At 52.7% G+C, this 20,609-nt stretch carries 13 protein-coding genes; 4 read left to right on the top strand and 9 right to left on the bottom strand.

Annotated features, from left to right (window positions below; genetic code table 11):
- Positions 1–26: 26 nt before the first annotated feature.
- The 6 genes from ACN0VM_RS05380 to ACN0VM_RS05355 all read right to left on the bottom strand — a co-directional run bounded on the left by ACN0VM_RS05380 (position 27) and on the right by ACN0VM_RS05355 (position 11,245).
- Entirely contained in the window at positions 27–2,693 is a 2,667-nt protein-coding gene (locus ACN0VM_RS05380) for a TonB-dependent receptor plug domain-containing protein (protein ID WP_417449823.1), read from the bottom strand.
- A gap of 350 nt (positions 2,694–3,043) precedes the next feature.
- Complete coding sequence (locus ACN0VM_RS05375; protein WP_417449822.1) at positions 3,044–5,596, bottom strand: TonB-dependent receptor; 2,553 nt, start codon at positions 5,594–5,596, stop codon at positions 3,044–3,046.
- A 97-nt stretch (positions 5,597–5,693) separates the two neighbouring features.
- The gene (locus tag ACN0VM_RS05370) at positions 5,694–6,290 is read right to left on the bottom strand and encodes an isochorismatase family protein (RefSeq protein WP_417449821.1); all 597 of its coding nucleotides are present in this window, start codon (positions 6,288–6,290) and stop codon (positions 5,694–5,696) included.
- A 26-nt stretch (positions 6,291–6,316) separates the two neighbouring features.
- Positions 6,317–8,176 (bottom strand): hydantoinase B/oxoprolinase family protein, encoded by a 1,860-nt coding sequence (locus ACN0VM_RS05365; RefSeq protein WP_417449820.1) that lies wholly within the window; start codon positions 8,174–8,176, stop codon positions 6,317–6,319.
- A gap of 9 nt (positions 8,177–8,185) precedes the next feature.
- Complete coding sequence (locus ACN0VM_RS05360; protein WP_417449819.1) at positions 8,186–10,246, bottom strand: hydantoinase/oxoprolinase family protein; 2,061 nt, start codon at positions 10,244–10,246, stop codon at positions 8,186–8,188.
- Positions 10,247–10,312: 66 nt separating this feature from the next.
- On the bottom strand, positions 10,313–11,245 hold the full coding sequence (locus ACN0VM_RS05355) for a hydroxymethylglutaryl-CoA lyase (protein ID WP_417449818.1): 933 nt from the start codon (positions 11,243–11,245) through the stop codon (positions 10,313–10,315).
- Between the two features lie 164 nt (positions 11,246–11,409).
- Here ACN0VM_RS05355 and ACN0VM_RS05350 point away from each other — a divergent pair, with 164 nt between their 5' ends.
- The 3 genes from ACN0VM_RS05350 (at position 11,410) to yghU (ending at position 14,514) form a co-directional block, all read left to right on the top strand.
- Positions 11,410–12,606 (top strand): CaiB/BaiF CoA transferase family protein, encoded by a 1,197-nt coding sequence (locus ACN0VM_RS05350; RefSeq protein WP_417449817.1) that lies wholly within the window; start codon positions 11,410–11,412, stop codon positions 12,604–12,606.
- Positions 12,607–12,763: 157 nt separating this feature from the next.
- Positions 12,764–13,441 (top strand): GntR family transcriptional regulator, encoded by a 678-nt coding sequence (locus ACN0VM_RS05345; RefSeq protein WP_417449816.1) that lies wholly within the window; start codon positions 12,764–12,766, stop codon positions 13,439–13,441.
- Between the two features lie 224 nt (positions 13,442–13,665).
- Positions 13,666–14,514, top strand: a complete 849-nt coding sequence (gene yghU / locus ACN0VM_RS05340) for a glutathione-dependent disulfide-bond oxidoreductase (RefSeq protein ID WP_417449815.1) — start codon at positions 13,666–13,668, stop codon at positions 14,512–14,514.
- Between the two features lie 148 nt (positions 14,515–14,662).
- Here the strand turns inward: yghU and ACN0VM_RS05335 are convergent, their stop codons facing one another.
- Positions 14,663–17,326, bottom strand: a complete 2,664-nt coding sequence (locus ACN0VM_RS05335; RefSeq protein WP_417449835.1) for an ATP-binding protein — start codon at positions 17,324–17,326, stop codon at positions 14,663–14,665.
- Between the two features lie 238 nt (positions 17,327–17,564).
- Here ACN0VM_RS05335 and ACN0VM_RS05330 point away from each other — a divergent pair, with 238 nt between their 5' ends.
- Positions 17,565–18,311, top strand: a complete 747-nt coding sequence (locus ACN0VM_RS05330) for a Crp/Fnr family transcriptional regulator (protein WP_417449814.1) — start codon at positions 17,565–17,567, stop codon at positions 18,309–18,311.
- On the opposite strand, the gene ACN0VM_RS05325 is transcribed toward ACN0VM_RS05330, so the two are convergent.
- Together ACN0VM_RS05325 and ACN0VM_RS05320 are read right to left on the bottom strand one after the other, a co-directional pair.
- On the bottom strand, positions 18,308–18,907 hold the full coding sequence (locus tag ACN0VM_RS05325) for a biliverdin-producing heme oxygenase (RefSeq protein ID WP_417449813.1): 600 nt from the start codon (positions 18,905–18,907) through the stop codon (positions 18,308–18,310). The genes ACN0VM_RS05330 and ACN0VM_RS05325 overlap by 4 nt on opposite strands.
- A gap of 116 nt (positions 18,908–19,023) precedes the next feature.
- The gene (locus tag ACN0VM_RS05320) at positions 19,024–20,538 is read right to left on the bottom strand and encodes an N-acyl-D-amino-acid deacylase family protein (RefSeq protein WP_417449812.1); all 1,515 of its coding nucleotides are present in this window, start codon (positions 20,536–20,538) and stop codon (positions 19,024–19,026) included.
- Positions 20,539–20,609: the final 71 nt, after the last annotated feature.

The raw sequence follows: 20,609 nt of genomic DNA, 5'->3' as shown, positions 1-20,609 counted from the left end.
GTCAGAAGAAATGCTAAATTGCTGAATTAAAATGATACTTCTGCGCGGAGATAATAAAATCCCCCATCTGTGTCATATGGCGTGTTACGGGAATAAATCAGGCCACGGTTTCGTTGAAACGTCGCTTGGTCTGGATATTGGTTAAGCATATTCACCGCACCGACATGCAGTAAAAGGTGGTCGGAGACATGATACTTAACGGAGGCGTCTAAAAATGACTCCGCACCAAAGGTCTGTATCTCACCTTCGCCATTGTCCTGCGACTGGTCTGCCCACTGGCCTATAATCCGGCCGCGCAATGTCGCCTCAAACCGACCCGATTGATACTCAAAGCCCGCAATAAGGTTGCTCCCTGGCGCGCCATTTTCAATGATATGTCTTTCAACAGCATCTGAAAACAGTCGTCCTCCTGTCACCTTGGTTTCATTGAGGTTGTAAGCGAGGTTTAAGCCAAGCAATCCGCCAGCGAATGGCATGCTGTAGCCAACCGACAGATCGACACCGCGAGTCACCGTGTCAAAATCATTTTGCAAGAAGTTAACGTTCGAAATCCCGCTAGCATCAGGCACACCCAAAGCGGCCAGTACGCTTTGTTCCTGCGCAGTAAGCTCGTATGATTCCGACAGGCCAAACCGGTCCTTGACGCTAACCCTGTAAAAATCAAGACTGAAGGCAAGACCAGCCTGGTTTCTGTATGTCAGTCCAATGTTTATATTGCGCGCCTTCTCTGCCCCAAGAGGCTCGAGCGCGACACCGGGACGCGCGGAAATGACTCTCGCAACCGCGCCGTCCGGCGAAAAGCGACCAGAGGTGATCGTTGTAAGATCCTCAACATCAAGGCTTTTGGAAGTTCTCTCACTAAAAAGCTGGCCGGGCGTTGGTGCACTGAAACCTGTTGACAATGTCGCCCTGAGCGCCAAGCGGTTGGTCAACTCCAATCGCGAGGAGAACTTGCCGTCCAACGCGCTGCCAAAGCCGGAATATTTTTCGTGGCGTGCTGCAAAACCGATTTTCCAGCGCGACACAAGTGGCACCTCAACATCTATATATGCCGCATAACTTGTCTGGTTGAAGCTACCAGCCTGGCTATCGCTATAGCCGGGGAAGCCATCAGCCCCTGCGGGCAAACCGTCGCCAGCACCCGGACCCACACTGTAGGAGGCGGGATCTCCCGCCCCGATACTATATGTCTCAGCACGCCTTTCCGCACCGAGCGCAACACTCACGGGGTCGCCTAAAAGCTTTTCCATTCGGTAGGTAAGATCAATATTGCTATTAAATTCTTTCTGCCCCAGTCGGCCAAGATAAAAGCGCGTCGGACTGTCCGGGCCCAGAGAGGCATTGATACTATCCGCTAGCTGATATTTTATTCTGCTTTCGCCGAAACCTGTAGAGATATCCCATTCGAGGGCACCCTGCCAAATGCTACCCTTTGCACCGACTGTCAGGGCAAAATCGGTGTCGTCCTGACCCAATTTTGGTGTAAAGCCTGCCGGGTAAATATGCCTGAGATCAAACTCCGGGAACGCAGTAGAATGATCATATGCGCTTACTGTGTCAGGGTTTCGCCAGTTGAGGTCTGACCACCCATCGCTTTCACCGTAACTTCCGAAGGAGTATAGCTGGCTATCAGAAAAAATACTCCAGCCAGAATTAAAGCCAAGGAGAAAGCCCTTCCGCTCTGGCTGGCCCCAGTTTTGCACTGGCTCAGGCACTTCGATATCCGGGTGCCTGTGCTTAAATTCGGTAGCGTCCGGACGTTGGCGTGTGCGCGACGTCATGGCTTGCTCAAAATATTCTGCGGTAGCAGTAAAAAATCCCTCGCCCCCTAATCGCCAGCCATTGCGCGCACCGAAGCGGTACAAGTCGCCATCCCCGCCATAATATTCGCCATATTGGCCAAAGGCCCGAAACCCCTCCTTTTCATCAAGTATGACATTGATGACGCCTGCAATGGCATCTGAGCCATACTGAGCGGACGCCCCGTCACGCAGTACCTCAACCCGCGCGACACCGAGCTGGGATATATTGGATAGCTCTGGAGCCTGCTCTCCCCGGCCGCCAAGGAATGCTGTGCGGTGCCGCCGCTTTCCATTCACAAAAACCAGCATATGGTCTGGCGAAAGACCTCTGAGGCTTGCTGGTCGCACAAAAATCTGACCGTCCGACAGAGGGCGCCTTGGCGCGGTGAAACCGGGCAACAATGTCGCCAGAATATCGATCAGTTCCTCTGCGGGCTGGGCCATCAGAGTAGTACTTGCGAAGCTGTCGACCGGCGCCATCGCATCAAGGGCCGGGCGTACGCCGTTTCTCGTCCCCGTCACTATAATCTCTTCTAGGCCCCGCATTTTCAGCGCAGTTGAAGGCGAGAAGAGAGCGTCTTGTTGCTCTTGCACCGATCTTGAGGCCACCCCCTTCACAATAGCGAAAGTTCGTTCGTTTACGTTGACAAGATGTAAACCGGACCCTGCAAGAAGACTTCTTAACGCTGCCTCTGGTGCGCGAGGCAATTGTTCAACCCCCACCGTCAACCCTGCAATGTCAACGCTGGTAGCCAGAATGTTGATGGAAAGTTCCTCAGAAACCGCTTGCAGTGCAGCCTCTATCGTACTCACCCCTGCGATAGATATGTCTGTACCTTGGGAAGCTATGTCATCGGTGGCCAAAACCAACGTCGAAGACGTGAGAAGCATCAAGCAAAACTTCAGCAACAGCCTTCCGGAAACCAGAAAACCGCTGCCAAACCCGCGACATGAGGAAAATCCCCTGTACCCCCCGCTCATACCGACCACCTGGAACCCTATACTCTTGACCACTTTAAATGGCGTTAGCATAGGGGTATCTCATGACAGGTTTATGCACCTTGCCGCTAGACTGCCAACGTTATAAAAATTCGTCATAGTGGCTTGATTTGACCGTCTCACAACAGTCAGAGCAGAGGCAGAGTGCAACCGCGCCTGGAAGGCGGCGCTTCCTCGGTGCTAAAAAGTAAAATGGCGGGATTACCCCGCCATTGAACATGTTTTGTTTTCAGTTGGGAAACCTAAAACCTGTAATTCAACTCTACCCCGATACGCCGACGCGTACCTGGATAATCGAATGAACCACCAAACTCCGGTGCCGGTATCACCTCTTCGAGATAGTCTGTGTCAAAAAGGTTAGTGACAAAGCCCGTAACGCGCCAGCCTTCACCCTCGATGCCAAGCCGCAGGTCAACAGTCTGGTAAGCGTCACGTCTTGAAACCGAATAATCTGCAATACCGAAAGCACCCGCTCCGGCGCCAAAGCCAGTTTCAAACAACGGCTGGAAGATAGTAGAGCGCTGGCCTTCCTGTACGGTGTGGAACCACGTAGGGCCTACAAACTGGGTATCGACGCGTGCAAAGCCTGACAATGTATCGGTGAACGGCACATTCACATCGAAGCCCGCGTTCAGGGTATAGCTCGCCGTGTAAGGTGACTTGTTGCCCACTGTATCGGGACGTGCACCATTTTCCTTGATCTCGCTTTCAGTAACGTTACCTGCCGCATAGACCGATAGATACTCATTAACGGAATAGCTGATATCAAGTTCGGCACCGTAGATGTCCACCTTGTCGATATTGGAAACCACACGCAGCAAACCAAAACTACCAACGAAGAACTCAAAGAACTGCATATCGCTTACTTTGGTGTAGTAGCCGGTACCATTCACTCGCAAACGACCGTCCAAAAAGTTGGTTTTGAAGCCAGCCTCAAACGCACTTGAGGTTTCTTCATCATACTGATCACTGACAACCGGCAGGTCGACACCAAGCTCGTCAGCGAAATTGATACCAACCCCACCGTTGATGAAGCTGTTGTTGAAGATATTCACAGTAGCGGCGCTACCGGAGTTGTTGAATCCGCCTGCCTTGAAGCCAACCCCCCATGACGCAAAGAGCGTCAGGTCATCGGTGGCGTCGTAGGTAAGCGACAGCTTCGGCTGCAACTCAGTGTAGGTTTCCTCGGCATCTGGGATAACGCCCGTGGTGTTGATGAGGCTCGACAGCGCCGGGTTTAGCGGATCGTCAAACACACCATCGAAGTTCAGATCGATGACATCCTGACGCGCGTCAAACGGCACAAGGCTGGATACCTTACGCTTCTCATTGTCGTAACGCAGAGCGGCCGAAAATTCCGTACGCTCATTCAGGTCATAACTGAACTGCCCAAACACTGCCCACACATTGCTGTCGAAGTTATCGTGCACAAGTGCGGCTGTCCGGTTCGGGCCTGAGGCCTGATACAGTCCCCGCAGTGGCGCATCACCACCATCCCGGTTAAGCGATACACCAACTTCACGGTCAATCGTCAGGAAATAGGTGCCAACCATCCACTTGATCGGACCGTCACCTGCTGATTCAAGGCGAAGCTCGGCGCTGAGATCTTTCTGGTTCCTCAGTTGCTCCTGAATGCCGTCGCATGTGGTGGGCGTATAGGCGCCAAGGAAGGAGCCATTTGGATCAAAGATCACACCATTTGGTGTCTGGCCAATGAATTGTGGCGCCAGCAGCCCGTATCCCGTCAGCGCAGCAGCACTTTCCTGACACGCAGCGTCGGGCGCATAGAAGCCGAACGCAGCTGATGTGCCGTCCGAAATCAGGTCGTTTTTGATATCGCTATAAAGCACCCACGCCGTCAGCGATGTCGTGTCCATATCATACACAAGCTTGGTAGATGCCTCGAACGACTTCTGGTTATTGTTGGACGGCACATTGGCATCAAACACAAACGCAAAATCGTTCACATCCTGAAAAGCGTTAGGCGTGTTGGTCGCTTCCGCAAACACCGGCAGGTTGAAGGTCGAGTTAAAGCCAATAGCGCCCCCCTCGACTTCACCGTAACGCACTTTGGTATCAAGGGTGGCGTTATCTCCGAACTTGTTCACCAGCCTTGCGTTGACATTGCCACCTTCAAACTGGTCAACCGTCGCGGCACCACCGAGGTAACGGTTGCGGTAATATCCGTCACTTTTGCGCCAGTCACCGCTGATGCGAAAGAAGGTATTATCACCAAGTGCACCGGTATAGGATGCTTTTGCGGTGAAGGTGTCGTCTTCGGCGTAGGAGACCTGCGCCATACCGCTGCTGTCACCATCCGGCATTTCGGTGTTGACGATAATGGCGCCTGCCGCCGCGTTGCGGCCATAGATAGCCCCCTGCGGTCCCTTGAAAACCTCGATCTGCGAAAGGTTTGTGTATTCCCGGTTAAAAGCGGCCGGGTTGGTATAGAGAATGCCGTCCAGAATGAAAGCAAAACTGTTTTCGGCATCTCGAGCGCCGTTAATTCCCCGAATGTTCACCTGTGTATCGCCGACCTCGGCAGCATCAACCAAGGTAACGCCCGGAATAAGTTTGATGAAATCTGCGGCTCTCTCCACGCCGGCGCTTTCAAGCGTCGATGATGTCAGCGCGGTCACTGTTCCCGGCACATCGGTAAGGCTTTCACTTCGCCGCCGCGCGGTGACGGTAATTTCTTCAAATTGTATTGCCCCCTCTTGAGCCATAACCGGCACATGTGGCAGCGCGAATAAGCTGGCCCCTGACAATAGGCCCGTCAGTAGATTGCGTTTCATGTTCCCCTCCACTCCATTTCAAAGTGTTGCTAGGCGCAGTCCCAGTACTGCGGCTGTTAGATGTGTTCATTTCCTCCAAACATTTGCCCACGTCTGTTCAAGCGGAACGCCTAAGCGCTGCCAGCAGATCTTGAAGGGCAATCACATCCGCGTATTTGGCATGAAGGTCATGCAGGTTCGCGTGATGTGCATCCTGGTTTCGGTCACCAACCGCTTCGCGGGGAATGAAAACAGGATAATTGTATTGCAAGCCGTCAACTGCCGTTGCCCGGACGCAGCCCGAGGTCGTCAGCCCGGTCACGACAAGGCTGTCAGCCTTGAGAGCAATTAGATGAGCCGAAAGATCAGTCCCAAAAAAAGCGCTGGCCCATTTCTTTTCGACAACAGGTTCGCCAGAACACGGCAGCAGTCGCGCGTCCACCTCGGCCCAGCGGCTACCCGGCTGCAGGATATTCAGCGCAGGAACCCTTGCCCGAAAAACACTGGCTTCGCCGGGTGCGCGATAGAGCGTCGTTGTAAAGACAACCGGAAGGCCCTGATCTCGAAACACCTGTAACAATTTAGCATTGGCCGTTACGACATCCGGGCATTCGACGCCCAGCGGACTCGACGGGTCAGTGAATCCGTTGATCATATCCACAAGGATAAGCGCCGGCCTGGCACCAAGCTTTAATGATTTACGCTGCAAATCCATTCAGTTTCCCTATCCGGCGTTTGTCATCACCAACGCGGCGCGACGGGCGCCGGCAAACCGGTTTCAGCCATGCAATTGGCACGCGTTTCCTCAATGCCAGGGCCAAAATTGAAAATCTGGCTTTCATCAAATTTGTGCTTAATTTCTTCACGAAGTGCCTTGGTTCTGGCTTCGTCGATAGTGAAGTCGTCATTGACTTTGACGCCGTAATTATCTGCGGCGCCGACGCGGCTTATCAGGCCGCGCTCCACCTCAAGGGCTACCAGTTCCGGTGCGCGTTTAAGAGGGTTCCCCCAGCCGCCACCGCCCCAAGTGATATAGTCAAGGCGGTCACCTTTCTCGACTTCGACATTGTCGCATTTGCTGGGGAGCACCCGTTCACTACCGTCAGCCCGGCGCAGTATTTTTGTCGATCGCGCGCCAGGCTCTCCGCCATTTACGCCCCATGGTGCGGTAAACCAGCGATCGTCATGAATGCTGATAATTCCCCGGTTCAGGAACTCATAAGTCATTAGAATACCGTTCCCACCCCGGTTCAAGCCCGGACCACCGCTATCGGGGATCGACGTATATTCCGTGATACGCAGTGGGAAATACCGCTCAAGAAACTCATTGGGTACGTTGGTAAAACCTGGCCACAAGCTGTGACCATCAGGTCCATCGCCCCACGGTCGTCCGGGTATGCCACCAAAGCCAATCTGGAATAGCTGGAACCATTCGCCGGTATCTTCCCGGTTACCGGAAAACATCAGATGGGGACTAGACGAAAACCCAGCAGCGTTCAAAAACTCAGGCTGCCCTTGGCCGAGAAGCGCCCCGAGCACATCAAAAATGCGGCCAAGTGCATGGGTGCGGCAAGATAGTGCAGCCGGAAACTTGGGCTTCAGCAGTGACCCTTCGGGAATGCGAACATCCACAAGGTCGTAAAATCCGTCGTTGAACATGATCTGTGGGTCAAAAACCATCACCATGTAGATACCGAAGAACATCTTCAGCATATTTTCATTGAGATAGAAGTTGATAGACCCCATCGCCTGCGGGTCGGTGCCCTCAAAATCCAGGATGACGGTTTCACCCTCACGCCACATGGCACATTTTATTTTATAGGGCCCGTATCCGCGGCCATCGTCACAAACATAATCTTCAAAGCTGACTTTTTTCTCGGATACAGTGGTATTGAGCAGATGGCCCATGGCGCGCTTATTGCGCTCCAACAGTTCGTCCGTCGCGCCCGCGAATACATCGTCACCGAAGCGGTCGCATATTTCATTCACACGTTTTTCCGCCACGCGGCAACTGGCAATCACAGCGTGGAGGTCAGCGCGGCACCACTCAGGCATCCGTGTCTGATGCAACACAAGCTTTAGGATGTCCTCCTGAAGTTCGTCTTTCTTGAAAATCTTGATTGGCGGTATGCGGATGCCTTCCTCAAAAATGCTGAGCGCATCGGTGGGCAATGAGCCCGGCACCTTGCCGCCAATATCGGTCATGTGACCAAACATACACGCCCAGGCCGACAAGCGACCGTCTCGGAATATCGGCCTCAGTATCAGCCAGTCGTTATTATGACTGACAGCCCCCTCACAGCTATAGGGATCGGAAAGCCAGAACATGTCGCCTTCTTCAATCGTCCCATCATAGCCACGCAGGAAACCGTCAATGAAGCTGCCAAATTGACCGACAATCATCTTGCCGCCACGGTCCGCAATTAGTGGAAAGGCGTCGCCCTGCTCCCGGATGCCTGGGCTCATGGCAGCCCGGAACAGCGTTGCGTCCATTTCCTCCCGCGCATTTCTCAATGCGTTTTCGATAATATCCAGCGTGATCGTATCGACATCAACCTTGTTGAAGGACGCCGTGTTGCGCTCAATAATCTGTGCCGTCATTACGCCCTCCTACGTTTCTGAAACCGGGTTGATGAGAATATTTCCAAAGCCGTCGACTGTGCCTACATGGTCGGGCAGGACAACCGCGGTACTGTCCATCTCACAAATGATGCAAGGGCCAGGTATTTTGTCGCCCGACTTCAGTTTCAACCGATCGTAAATCTTCGCCGAGTGCTTTTGGCCGCCAACCCACATTTCATGATCATTAAGCACGGCATCAGTCGGATCGCCGTTGCCCTCAGGCAGTTCAGCGGCCGGCATTTCTGCCCCGGTGCCTAGCCCGATCGCGCGCAAGATCACGACTTCATGCTCAACATTCAGATTGAATGTGAACAGACGTTTGTGTTCTTCATCGAATGCAGCTTTCAGCGCTTCAATGCCATATCCGGCCTCAAATGCTTCAAGGTTAATTGTCATATCGACATCAAACCCCTGCCCCATATAACGCACGCCAGCTTCGAAGACGACTTGCTGGTCAGCGCGGGCAACACCTTCTGCATCCAGTTCGCGGTGCACTGTTTCCTTCATATCCCGGAGCCATTCGGCGATCTCATCGTCTGTGGTTTTGCTAACGCCCTTATTGTAAGACCGCGCATGTTCATATCGCATCTGTGTGGTGGCATCTCCCGTCGCACACAACACACCGGGGCTCACCGGGATGATGACCGGGTAACTGCCCATAAGCTTGCCCACGGCATTGGAGTGCAGAGAGCCTGCACCACCAAAGCCCATCAGCGCAAATTCACGCGGATCATAGCCTTGCTGGACCGACACCAGCCTGAGCGCGCCATACATATTTTCATTGGCAATATCGATGATGCCTTGTGCCGCTTCTTGCAGGGTGACCCCAATCGCATCGGCAATTTTCTGCACAGCCTTTTGGGAAGCATCTTTGTCGAGCTTAAAAGACCCGCCAAGCAAGGCTTCCGGCAGGTTACCAAGCACCAGATGGGCATCGGTAACCGTTGGCGCCTCGCCCCCCTTGCCATAACATGCCGGCCCCGGCACAGCGCCTGCGCTTTCAGGTCCGACACGCAGCGCACCTGTCAGTTCCGGCACATGAGCGATAGAACCACCACCTGCGCCTACGGTTTTGACATCCAGCGAAGACGCGCGCACGGTCAGGTGGCCAACACTGGTTTCACGGCGCACTTTTGGCGCGCCATTTTCAATAAGCGCTACATCGGTAGAGGTACCGCCCACATCCAGCGTTAAAATATTGCCGATACCCGCCTTGTGAGAGACCCACAAAGCACCGGTGACGCCACCGGCGGGACCTGACATCAACAGGTTGACAGGTTCAAGTTCCGCCTTCTCACTGCCCATCAGGCCTCCGTCCGAGCGCAGAAGGTTGATTGGTGCATCCATGCCCAGCTTGCGCAGTTCCTTGCGCAGGTTGGAGACATACATAGCCATCACCGGCCGCACGAGAGAGTTGGCGACCGACGTCAGCGCACGCTCGTACTCTTTCATCTCTGGCAACACTTCATGAGAAAGCGAGACCGGAATATCAGGGAACATGTCTCGCGCCACCTCACCGACAATGCGTTCGTGGCTGCCGTCTATGTAGCTGTTCATAAGACAAATGGTAAGGGCTTCGATGCCCTTCGACTGTAGCTGGGCAAGTGCCTCGCGAACTTGGGCCTTGTCCACGGGTGACACTTCCTGCCCCTGCCCGTCCATACGGCCCGAGACTTCAACCGTGTTTTCAAGTGCGGCCAGAGGCTCGGGTTTAGGCCATGTGATCCAAGCTGCGAGGCCACCCGGCACCAACGAACGCGCCACCTGCAAAACTTGACGAAAGCCGGTGGTGACCACCAACCCGGTTTTTGCGCCCTTGCCTTCAAGCACTGCATTGGTGGCAACGGTGGTACCGTGTAAAAACTGAGATATTTCGGAAGGGTTGATGCCTGCAGCCTGAGTAATTGCCTTCGTACCTGCGACCACTGCAAGCGAAGGATCCTCAGGCGTGCTTGGCACTTTGTCACGCCAGGTTCGCCCGGTATCTTCGTCAATAAGAAGAAGGTCGGTGAATGTGCCCCCCACATCAACGCCCAGTCTGTATGTCATATATCTATTCCTCCCTCAATGCCACGGATGCGATAAAGCTCACGGCCCATGTCACCTCGTATTAATTCAAAGACAGGCAACTTCCGGTGTTGGGAACGCCCCCGCCTGAGCCACCAAAGACGGTAGCCGTCGGCCAAGATGGCTTTCTATCCACTTTGTACTTTCCAAAAGCCTGGCCAGGTCAACCCCCGTGCCAATCCCGCTTTCTTCCAGCATATAAACAAGTTCTTCCGTCGAGATATTACCCGTAGCCTTGGGCGCGAAAGGGCAACCACCAAGCCCACCGATCGAAGCGTCAAGGGTTTTCACGCCCGCATGGTACGCTGCGTAAGCATTGGCAAGCCCAGTACCTCGCGTATTATGAAAATGGGCCCTTAAAGGCATCTCCGGCAACACAGCACCCAAACGCTCCACCAATTCTGTGACGCGGGCCGGACTGGCGACGCCGATTGTGTCAGCAATAGCGATTTCGACAGGTTCGCCTTCGGCAACGATGGTTGCCATATTAATCACATGGTCGAAGCTGACACGCCCCTCAAATGGACAGCCAAATGAAGCAGACAATGTAACCTGCCCTCGCATTCCCTCTCGGCTGGCAAGCGCCAGCATATCGCGACAAAGTTCAGCAGACTCCAGACTGGTCTGCCCTTGATTGCGCTGTGCAAATGTATCTGTCGCCACAGCAACAAGGCCGACTTCGTCAACGCCTCTCTTGCCACCTGACCTGGTCTCCAGCGCGCGAAGCAGACCGCGCTTGTTCAGCACTAGGCCGATATAAGTGACATCAGATTTGTCTGGCAGCGCTGCTATAACAGCCTCGCCATCCGCCATCTGCGGCACACGCTTGGGGTTAACAAAACTGGCCACTTCCAGCCGCTTAAGCCCAGCACTCAAGGCCGCCTCGATCAAGCGCACCTTTTCTGATGTCTCAAAGACCGCACTTTCATTTTGCAGCCCGTCACGAGCGCTGACTTCCACGATTTCGACTGATGGTTCCATGCCCTACCCACTGCTTTCCATTAAGGCTTAATGCAATCCAAACATCAATTGCATACAATATCAAGATATAATCAGTTTATTTTGCCATATTCTTATATTTTGTATACATTTTTGAAAAAATGACGTTATAAATGGTCAGAACGTTCGGTTACGGGAGAGGTAAAATGGCAGGGTCATTGGATTTCGGCGCACTGAAAGGCTTGAAAGTCTTGGAACTCGGGCAGCTCATCGCCGGCCCGTTTTGTGGGCAACTGTTGGCTGACCACGGGGCTGAAGTCATCAAGATTGAAGCGCCCGGTATCGGTGACCCCATGCGCAAATGGGGCCAAGCCGCGCCGCTGTGGTGGCCTGTTGTTTCCCGGAACAAAAAATGCATTACCTTGAATCTGCGGGAGCCGAAAGGTCAGGACATCCTCAAGGAACTGGTAAAAGAAGCCGACTTTATTCTTGAGAACTTCCGCCCTGGCACAATGGAACGCTGGGGTCTCGACTATGAAACATTGAGCGCCATCAATCCGCGATTGATCATGATTCGCGTGTCCGGCTATGGCCAAAGCGGGCCCTATTCTTCAAAAGCCGGGTACGGCTCCATTGGCGAAGCCATGGGCGGCATGCGAAATCTGGCGGGTGACCCCAGCACACCACCGAGCCGGATCGGCTTGTCAATTGGCGATTCACTGGCTGCAACATACGCCACAATTGGCGCGCTGATGGCACTTTACAATCGCGAAAAGACCGGGAAAGGTCAGGTCGTGGACAGCGCGATCTATGAGGCCGTACTGGCAATGACCGAATCCGTCGCCGCCGAGTATTCCCATAGCGGGTACAACCGAGAGCGGACCGGATCAATCTTACCCAAAGTAGCCCCATCGAATGCTTACCCGACAACAGATGGGGACATTCTAATCGCCGCCAATCAGGATACCGTGTGGAAACGCCTTGCAGTGGCCATGGGCAAACCTGAACTTGCCGAAGACCCACGCTATGCGACCCATAAGGCGCGCGGTGAACGACAACAGGAACTGGACAAGATGATAGCAGACTGGAGCAAGGATAAGTCTGCGCAGGACGTCCAGACAATGATGGATGAGCACGGAATTCCTGCTGGCAAAATCTTCAAAGCGGAGGATATGTTCAAGGACCCCCATTACAAAGCACGCGAAGCCCTGATAGAAGTTGATCACCCAAATTTTGGCAAACTCGCCATGCAAAATACCTTTCCCAAGCTGTCCGACACGCCGGGGCAGGTAAACTGGCCCGGGCCGGTAGAGTTGGGGCAACATAATCAGGACATATATGGAGCGGTTCTGGGCTACAGCGAGACCGACCTTCAGGCCCTCGCCGATGAAGGAATAATTTAATTGTAACTGACCATCCTCGGATGGTCATAAATACCGCTGTTACCTCGATCCATAACGCCACCTCTCTTGCCCCATGCGCCCAATGCGTTTAAAAACTTTATCCACAAGGCTGACCGTGGCAACCACGGGCGATGAATTTCAAAATTGAGGGCCGGAAGTGAGTAAATCGCGGGACAAAGCTTATAACGTGATAAAAAACGCCGTGCTGGATGGAACATTCACGCCAGGTGAGCGCCTCATTGAGGCAAAGCTTGTGGCTTTGATCGGTGTATCCCGCACCCCGATCAGAGAGGCGATCAAACAATTGACGGCCGATAACTATCTGGTCATGCGGCCGAATTCTGGCGTTGCTGTCGCAGATTGGGGAGAACACGAACTTGAAGACATCTTCAAACTGCGAGCAATGACTGAAGGTTTGGTTGCCCGCCGCGCCAGCAAATATATAACAGATGAACAGATTGCCGCCCTTCGCCGCCATACAGATGAGATCGACAAAATTCTGGCGAGCGGCCCTCCTTTTGACATTCCAGGTTTCCTTGAAGAGAACGCCGCATTTCACCAGACCATTGTATCAGCCGCGAACAGTCAAATTTTGGCTCAAGCGCTTGAGCGGCTCATCTCTCCACCCATTGTCTACAAAGTTGCCCACAACTTCACAGCGGCAGAACTTACGCGGAGTAATTCTCACCACAAGGAAATTATCGACAGCATGGAAGCACGGGACGGCGACTGGGCTGATCACTCGATGCAGTCTCATGTAATGTCAGCCTACAATCGGATGCGCAGCCTGCAAAAAAAGTCCTTACCCTTTAGTCTGGAAAGCCGTAACGACTGAACCGAGTGCAGTCATCCGTCCGATGCCTTGATAGAAGCAGGTCATCTACTGCGATACCGGCATCTCATGGTTGACGCCCCACCATCATGTTTTGATATAAATTAAGTCATCTTCCTTGGATAACGAGGCACGCGGACCTACATAGCTGAAGGGCACGGCAATGGATGCTGGACGACCCCCTCTTGAAACTGGACAAGGTTTCGCGAAACTGAAGGACACAAATTATGACCCAGGAACTTTCCGATTATTCTCCAGCAGAAATATGGAAGTGGGAGAAGGGAAGCGGAGGCAGGTTTGCCAATATTAACCGTCCAGTATCAGGGTCTACCCACGACAAACCTCTTCCTGTGGGCAAACATCCAATACAACTCTATTCTCTGGCCACGCCCAACGGGGTGAAGGCGACCGTGATGCTGGAAGAGCTTCTGGAAGCTGGTTATGAGGATGCTGAATATGACGCGTGGCTCATCAATATTCAGGAAGGCGACCAATTCGGGTCAGGTTTTGTTGACGTTAATCCTAACTCCAAAATCCCGGCACTGATGGATCATAGTACGTCAACACCAACACGTGTCTTCGAAAGTGGTTCGATACTTTTTTATCTGGCAGAAAAGTTTGGTGTGTTGCTACCGACGGACGCAAAGGCACGTACAGAATGCATGAACTGGCTCATGTGGCAAATGGGTAGCGCGCCATATCTTGGCGGTGGGTTTGGTCATTTTTACGCCTATGCCCCGGTAAAAATAGAGTATGCAATCGATCGCTTCAGCATGGAAGTGAAGCGTCAACTGGATGTGCTTGATAAACACCTGGCGAATCATGAGTATATGGCTGGGAACGATTACTCCATCGCGGACATAGCTATTTGGCCATGGTATGGACTATTGGTACGTGGAGGTCTTTATAGCGCCGCCGAATTCCTTTCTGTTCACGAGTATAAAAACGTTATCCGGTGGGCCGAACAGATTGCAGATCGTCCGGCGGTAAAACGCGGCGTCAAAGTCAATCGCACATGGGGCGAACCTGATGATCAATTACGTGAACGTCACGACAAAGCCGATATCTCTGACTGACAAGGCATAGTGTGCCAGCGGTCGTTGCATGAAGAACCCTCCGCCATAGTTATCTTTAATCAAACTATGGTGGTGGTGCCTATATACCAGCCCGCCCATCAAGACTTTAAGCAACAGTCAGAACCTCCCTGTTAAGCTATTGACCGGCTTATGTGATGTGGGCGTTTAATTTGCTATGTAATTCTTCTTCGTCGATAGGCTTCGCGATGTAATCGTCCATGCCAGCATTGAGACATCGCTGGCGATCCCCCGCGAGAGCATGCGCCGTCATCCCGATAATCGGGGTAACGTGGCCTGCCCCAGCTTCCATTTTCCGAATGGCGGCCGTAGTCTCAAAGCCATCCAGTCCCGGCATTTGCACGTCCATCAGGATCGCTGCGTACCTATATTCATTTATAAGCTCTATCGCCTTCTCACCGCTTTCTGCTACATCGAATTCGAAGCCTCCATTTTCAAGATAGAAGCTCGCAACCAATATATTTGCTGGATAATCTTCAACGAGAAGAACCTTGGTCTGCTTTGGCTCGACAGTACTTTCCTGCGCATCCGCGTCACCAGTCGAAAGCCCCCCTTCTACGACAGGCAAAGGAATAGCTACCGTAAAGGTCGAGCCTGTTCCCGCCACGCTGGTTAGCGAGATATCACCGCCCATCCCTTCTGCTAATGTCTTGCTAATGGCAAGACCAAGCCCCGTGCCCCCATACTCGCGGGAAATAGAACTATCCGCCTGAACAAATTTATGGAAAATCGTATCCTGCTTGTCGGCAGCGATACCTATACCTGTATCAGTGACGCTTAACTCAACAATGGTAACCGCTTCATCAACTTCGCGCCTGACTGCGGCGGAGACAATGACCGTGCCTTCGTTAGTAAACTTGATGGCGTTGCTACCCAAATTCAGCAGAATTTGCCGAATACGCGCAGGGTCGCCCTGAAACTGGGTTAAACCGTCAAGCCTTTGGTCTAGCTTGACACTTAACTCCTTATCGTCTGCCCACACCGATATTATCCTGATGACGTCTTCGAGAAGCTTGGGCAAATCAAATGCTATTTTCTGAAACTCCAGATTACGGCTTTCGATCTTGGAAATATCCAGCAGATCATTGATAAGAGCCAGCAAACCATCTGCACTGAGCTGCAAGGTCTGAACAATTTCAGCCTGCTCTTCGTTTAACTGGCCCCGCTGCATCAACATACGGGACAAACCGATAATAGCGTTCATCGGCGTTCGGATTTCGTGGCTCATATTTGCAAGGAACTCTGTCTTAGCCTTGTTGGCCTCCTCTGCACTCAACTTTTCTGTCTCCAACAGAACGTTAACTACACCTTTGGCTGTTTCGATATCATCCGCAGTCCAGGGGGGTGATTTCTGACTGACTGTCTGTTTCCACAATTCGAAGGAACTGCGCGGTGTCAGCCGATAACCGGCTTTGGTTTCCTCAACCGGCTTTTCAGGGTTACCCGCCCAAACAACTTCCTGAACCCTCATATCGCGAAACCAGATAATATAATCGTAGCTCTTGGAGCTGATGGGAACAGCCAGCAGCCCGCCAGTCAGTCCCTCCAGCCCTTCAACGCCCTTGAAATATGTCTGTGCATCATCTGTGTGCAAAAACGTCCAGTCATTTTGTTTGTTCAGCCAATCGACAAGTTGGGCGACAATCTTGCGGGATGGAACATTCCCGTACCTCAATATTTCAGGATGAACTTTTACCACGAGACCTTGTGCGCTCAGTGCTTCACTTGCCAATTGGTGAGTTTGATCCAGCAGCTTGTCTACCGATGAATTGAGATCAAGATTAGATGCCAATTCGCGAACCAGTTCGTCGCGCTTTTGCTGCGCTTCCCGTTTTGCGGCCCCCTCCAGCATCGAAAGCTGTGCGGAAAAAATATGTCCCATTATTTCGCATATATGGCGTACCGCGTATGGCACATGGCGGGGGCTGCTATGATGACATGCGACCAAGCCCCACAGCTTACCACTCTGGATGACCGAAATAGACATGGATGCCTTGATATTAATATTCTCAAGATACTGAATATGCACGGGTGAAACGCTACGCAGCATACACTGGCTCATATCAAGAGGCGCTTCCAGCGCCGGGTCGAAAGCGGGGTAAAGTGCAACAGGCCGGTAACTGGTATCGGCAATCAGGCGGAGATATTGCTGCATATAAAGGCGGCGTGCCTGCTCCGGAATGTCGGACGCCGGAAAATGTAGCCCCTGATAGCTTGGCATATGCTCGCTACGGCTTTCAGCCACCACTTCTCCATGCCAATCTGCATCGAAACGATACAGTTTCACTCGGTCAAAGCCAGTTAATGCGCGGATGCTCTCTGTCATATGAGCAAACATCGTGGGCAACTGGGTGGCTTGGTGCATCCCGATAGCAAAATTGCGCAAATGATCATGGAGACGACTGGCAGCAGGCGCTTCCACCGGGATGTATTCACACTCAACAATCAAAGCGGACCCACTTATATGGGCCACAGCACTGCACACCCTCTCTCCGAGAGTGAGTTCGAGAGACTGAATAGGCTGCAACGGCGCATCACGCGCTATTTCCTTCAGTTTTTCTATCTGCCCCGTCGCAATAAACGCAGAAATATTCTGCCCGATACAGTCTTCCGGCTTAATACCAAGAAATAATTCTGCGTTGCGGCTCACACGGGTAATTGTCAAGTCATCAGCCAACACAACCAACAAACCATGGGGCTGTATAGAGCCAGGAATGTGGATGGGCTCACTAGCGCAATGATCAAGCGCTTCTTTTAGCTGATCTTCTGAAAGTTGCTCTCTCGGTACGTTCACCAAGCTTGACCCCCGAATTAGTCTACATATCTCTCCTGCAACTTAAGCGAAGTTCACACCCACGTCACCAAGAATTAGACCTTGAGCGTATATACTTAAGATAACAGACCCGGAAAAACAGATAAATTTAAAGTTCGCTATTTACAGCCTCCTCTTATACATAATCGTTGGCAAGTGTATGCGCACAAGTATACACAACTTCGCTGATATCGACTAACCGGCAAACAAAGCACTGACAATGAAACACGACCAAAGCCATGAACTGTTATTAGAAAAAAACAACCTGCTGAAAACGTTGAAGCCTGCGGATAAGGCATTGCTCGTACCATATATTCAACCGTATGCCCTTCATGCCGGTGACGTGGTCTATGAGGCGGGCGACGATGTGCATCACGCAATATTTCCCTGCAACGAAGCCCTGATATCTTTCATGGTGATGCTGGAAGATGCTCGCGCGGTTGAAACCGCACTTATTGGACGCGAAGGCGCGGTTGGCGGCATTGTCAGCAAAGGCCACCTACCAGCTTATTGCCGAGCCGAAGTTCGCATGCCCGGCATTGGTATAAAAATTACATCAAAAAACCTGGAGCGTGCCAAAGAACAATCCGCCAGTATTGCCAGTCTTTTCTCGCGCTACGCGGATTGTCTGATCTCACAGATTTTTCAAGCTGTCGCCTGTAACGCCACTCACACCATAGAACAACGTGTATCAAAATGGATTCTGGCATCAACTGCACGTACGAATGATCTGGTGATAGCTATACGACAGGAAGAACTTGCCAATATGCTGGGCGTTGGCCGAAGTTACATCGCGCGGGTCATGGCCGGGTTCAAATCAAATCGAAGTGTAGAGACCGCTCGGGGACGCCTTATTATCAAGGATATTGATCTTATCAGACAAATGTCCTGCAACTGCGACGATCTCGTTTTCCGCCACTTTGAGACAGTGTTACACGGCGTGTACCCCTCAAAAAACAAGAGTTAGTCAACGCCAGCCCGGCTTGCGACATAGTCGCAACTCGCGTGAACAGCCAAAAATGACGCTCGTGCCTGCTCCATGGCTTCATCCGCATCCACTTCAGCCGCGTCCGCGCGCAGCAGGGCGAGAAAATGACGCCACCGACTGGCAGTCTCCCTCCCATACCCGGCGAAGAACCGCTGATCCTCCCCTGGTCGCAAGCCTAAATGACGCTCTAGATTTCGTGAAATTATTTGCCCTCCTAGACTGGACCCTTCCTTTACATACAGATAACCCGCTAGTTTGCTGATCGTATCCACCGCTGGATAATCAATAGCAGGGACTGGGCACGGGGAAACACTATGCCGGGCAAGATCGCTCTGCAAAAGAGTGAGCACGTCGGTATCCGGAAAACGGGAAAGCGGCGCCAACGATGATGAATAATCCAGGGCGGCCTCCATGACTGAATAGGCTGCGTGGGAGGCTTGCAAAATCACGCCGAAATGCTCTTGTGTGATGCCCTCATTCTGCAGAGGATACAATAGCGGGTGCTCGTGCAATGCTTCATGCAAATCCGCAGTGCCCCGGCGAAGCTTATCAAGCAATGGGAAAGCTTGGTTCATCTGATTTTATTCGATCCACGTTAACTCACTAATACGATTCCTGCCAGCCCTGCCACAGGGCTGCATCAGAGTCCAGCCACAAGACGCAACCCAGGTGCGCTACCGGGTACCAGGTATCAGCGCCCCGATCGCCCTACAGCGCAATTCGCTTCATTTCTGATAATGCGTCCGGCAATAACTGCGGTTTCCTGACCTGCCCAAATAGCAGGCTGGCCACCAACAAAAAGATACTGCACCCCCGAGGATAGACGGTCGGGTTCGGTGTAGCTGGCATTGCTGCGGTAAGCGTGCGGATCAAAAACAACAATGTCCGCGACATATCCCTCACGCAGATAACCCCGCCGTGCCATGCCAAAGGTATCCGCCACCAACCCACTGCTCTTGTGAACAAACTCCGCCAAAGACAACACCCGATCCTTCACAACATATTGCTGGTATTTTTGTGGATAGGTCCCATATTTTCGCGGGTGCCCAGAACTGCCGTCCGACCCTGTCATAACCCAGGGCTGTTGCATAAAATACGCAACGTCATCCTTGTTCATATTAAACGACGCGACGCTTGTGTCCCCGGCCATTATAATTCTGATAGCGGCATCTATGGCGTCATCCCCCCACCGGGCCGCCATTTGCGCAAGTGTTTTTCCTCGCCATTCAGTGTTTTCTCCGACTAGAAGCAGGCTTCCTGCTCCGCCGCGGCGACGAAGATTTTCCGCCATTTCAGCGCGGATTTTTAGCCTTAAATCGGCATCCACCAGGCGCGACTTCATAACGTCACCGCCTCCGGCCATCACCCAGCGGGGAACAAGGCTAGCCGCAATACTTGTACCGGACGCCAGCCATGGATATTGATCGGCCGTGACTTTAAGGCCAGCGACACGGGCTTCATCCACCAAAGCCACTACCTCATTGCTCATACCGTGCACATCAACACCCAATGCCTTAATGTGAGAGATATGAGTAGGCACCCCCGCGCGGCGGCCAATTTCAATGGCCTCGGTGACAGCAGCCAACAGCCCCACTGTATAGGAACTCTCATCCCGGATATGGCTGTCGTATACACCGCAATAGCCAGCAACCACCGACGCCAGCTCCACAATTTCATCGGTATCCGCAAAACTGCCCGGTGCGTAATAAAGCCCAGATGACAAGCCAAGCGCCCCTTCCTGCATGCCGCTTTTGACCAGTGCCTTCATTGTATCCAGCTCGGCAGGCGTCGGCGCGCGACTTTCATCACCCATAACGGCGCGCCTTACCGCTCCATGCCCAATGTAAAGCGCTATATTGGTGCCCACACCGCCTTGTTCCAAGCCCCTCATAACCTCAGCGACATTCGGGCTTCCAGCACCATCGTTACCCGCGAATACGGTAGTAACTCCCTGCTTGAGATAATTGAGGTTAAGATTTTTCCCGCTCGACTGAAGGTCACCAAGACTATGGGTATGCGGGTCGATAAACCCGGGCGCCACGACCAGTCCGGTTGCGTCGATGACCTCCCGGGCAGGGATGTCTTTTGCCTCATTCGGGCCTATGTAGGAAATTTGATCGCCAAGGACTGCAATATCGACATATTGCACCGGATTGCCGCCGCCAGCATAAACAGCCCCGCCCTTGATGATATAATCATATTCCACAGGCTTTTCCGCCTGTGGTGCGCAAGCTGACAGGACCGCAGCGAGGCAACACAATTTCGAAAAACGTTTAA

The organism is Kordiimonas sp. (assembly GCF_048260245.1).
Classification (GTDB): Bacteria; Pseudomonadota; Alphaproteobacteria; order Sphingomonadales; family Kordiimonadaceae; genus Kordiimonas.
Note: the sequence above shows the minus strand (reverse complement) of the source record. Positions and strands in the feature narration are given on the sequence as shown.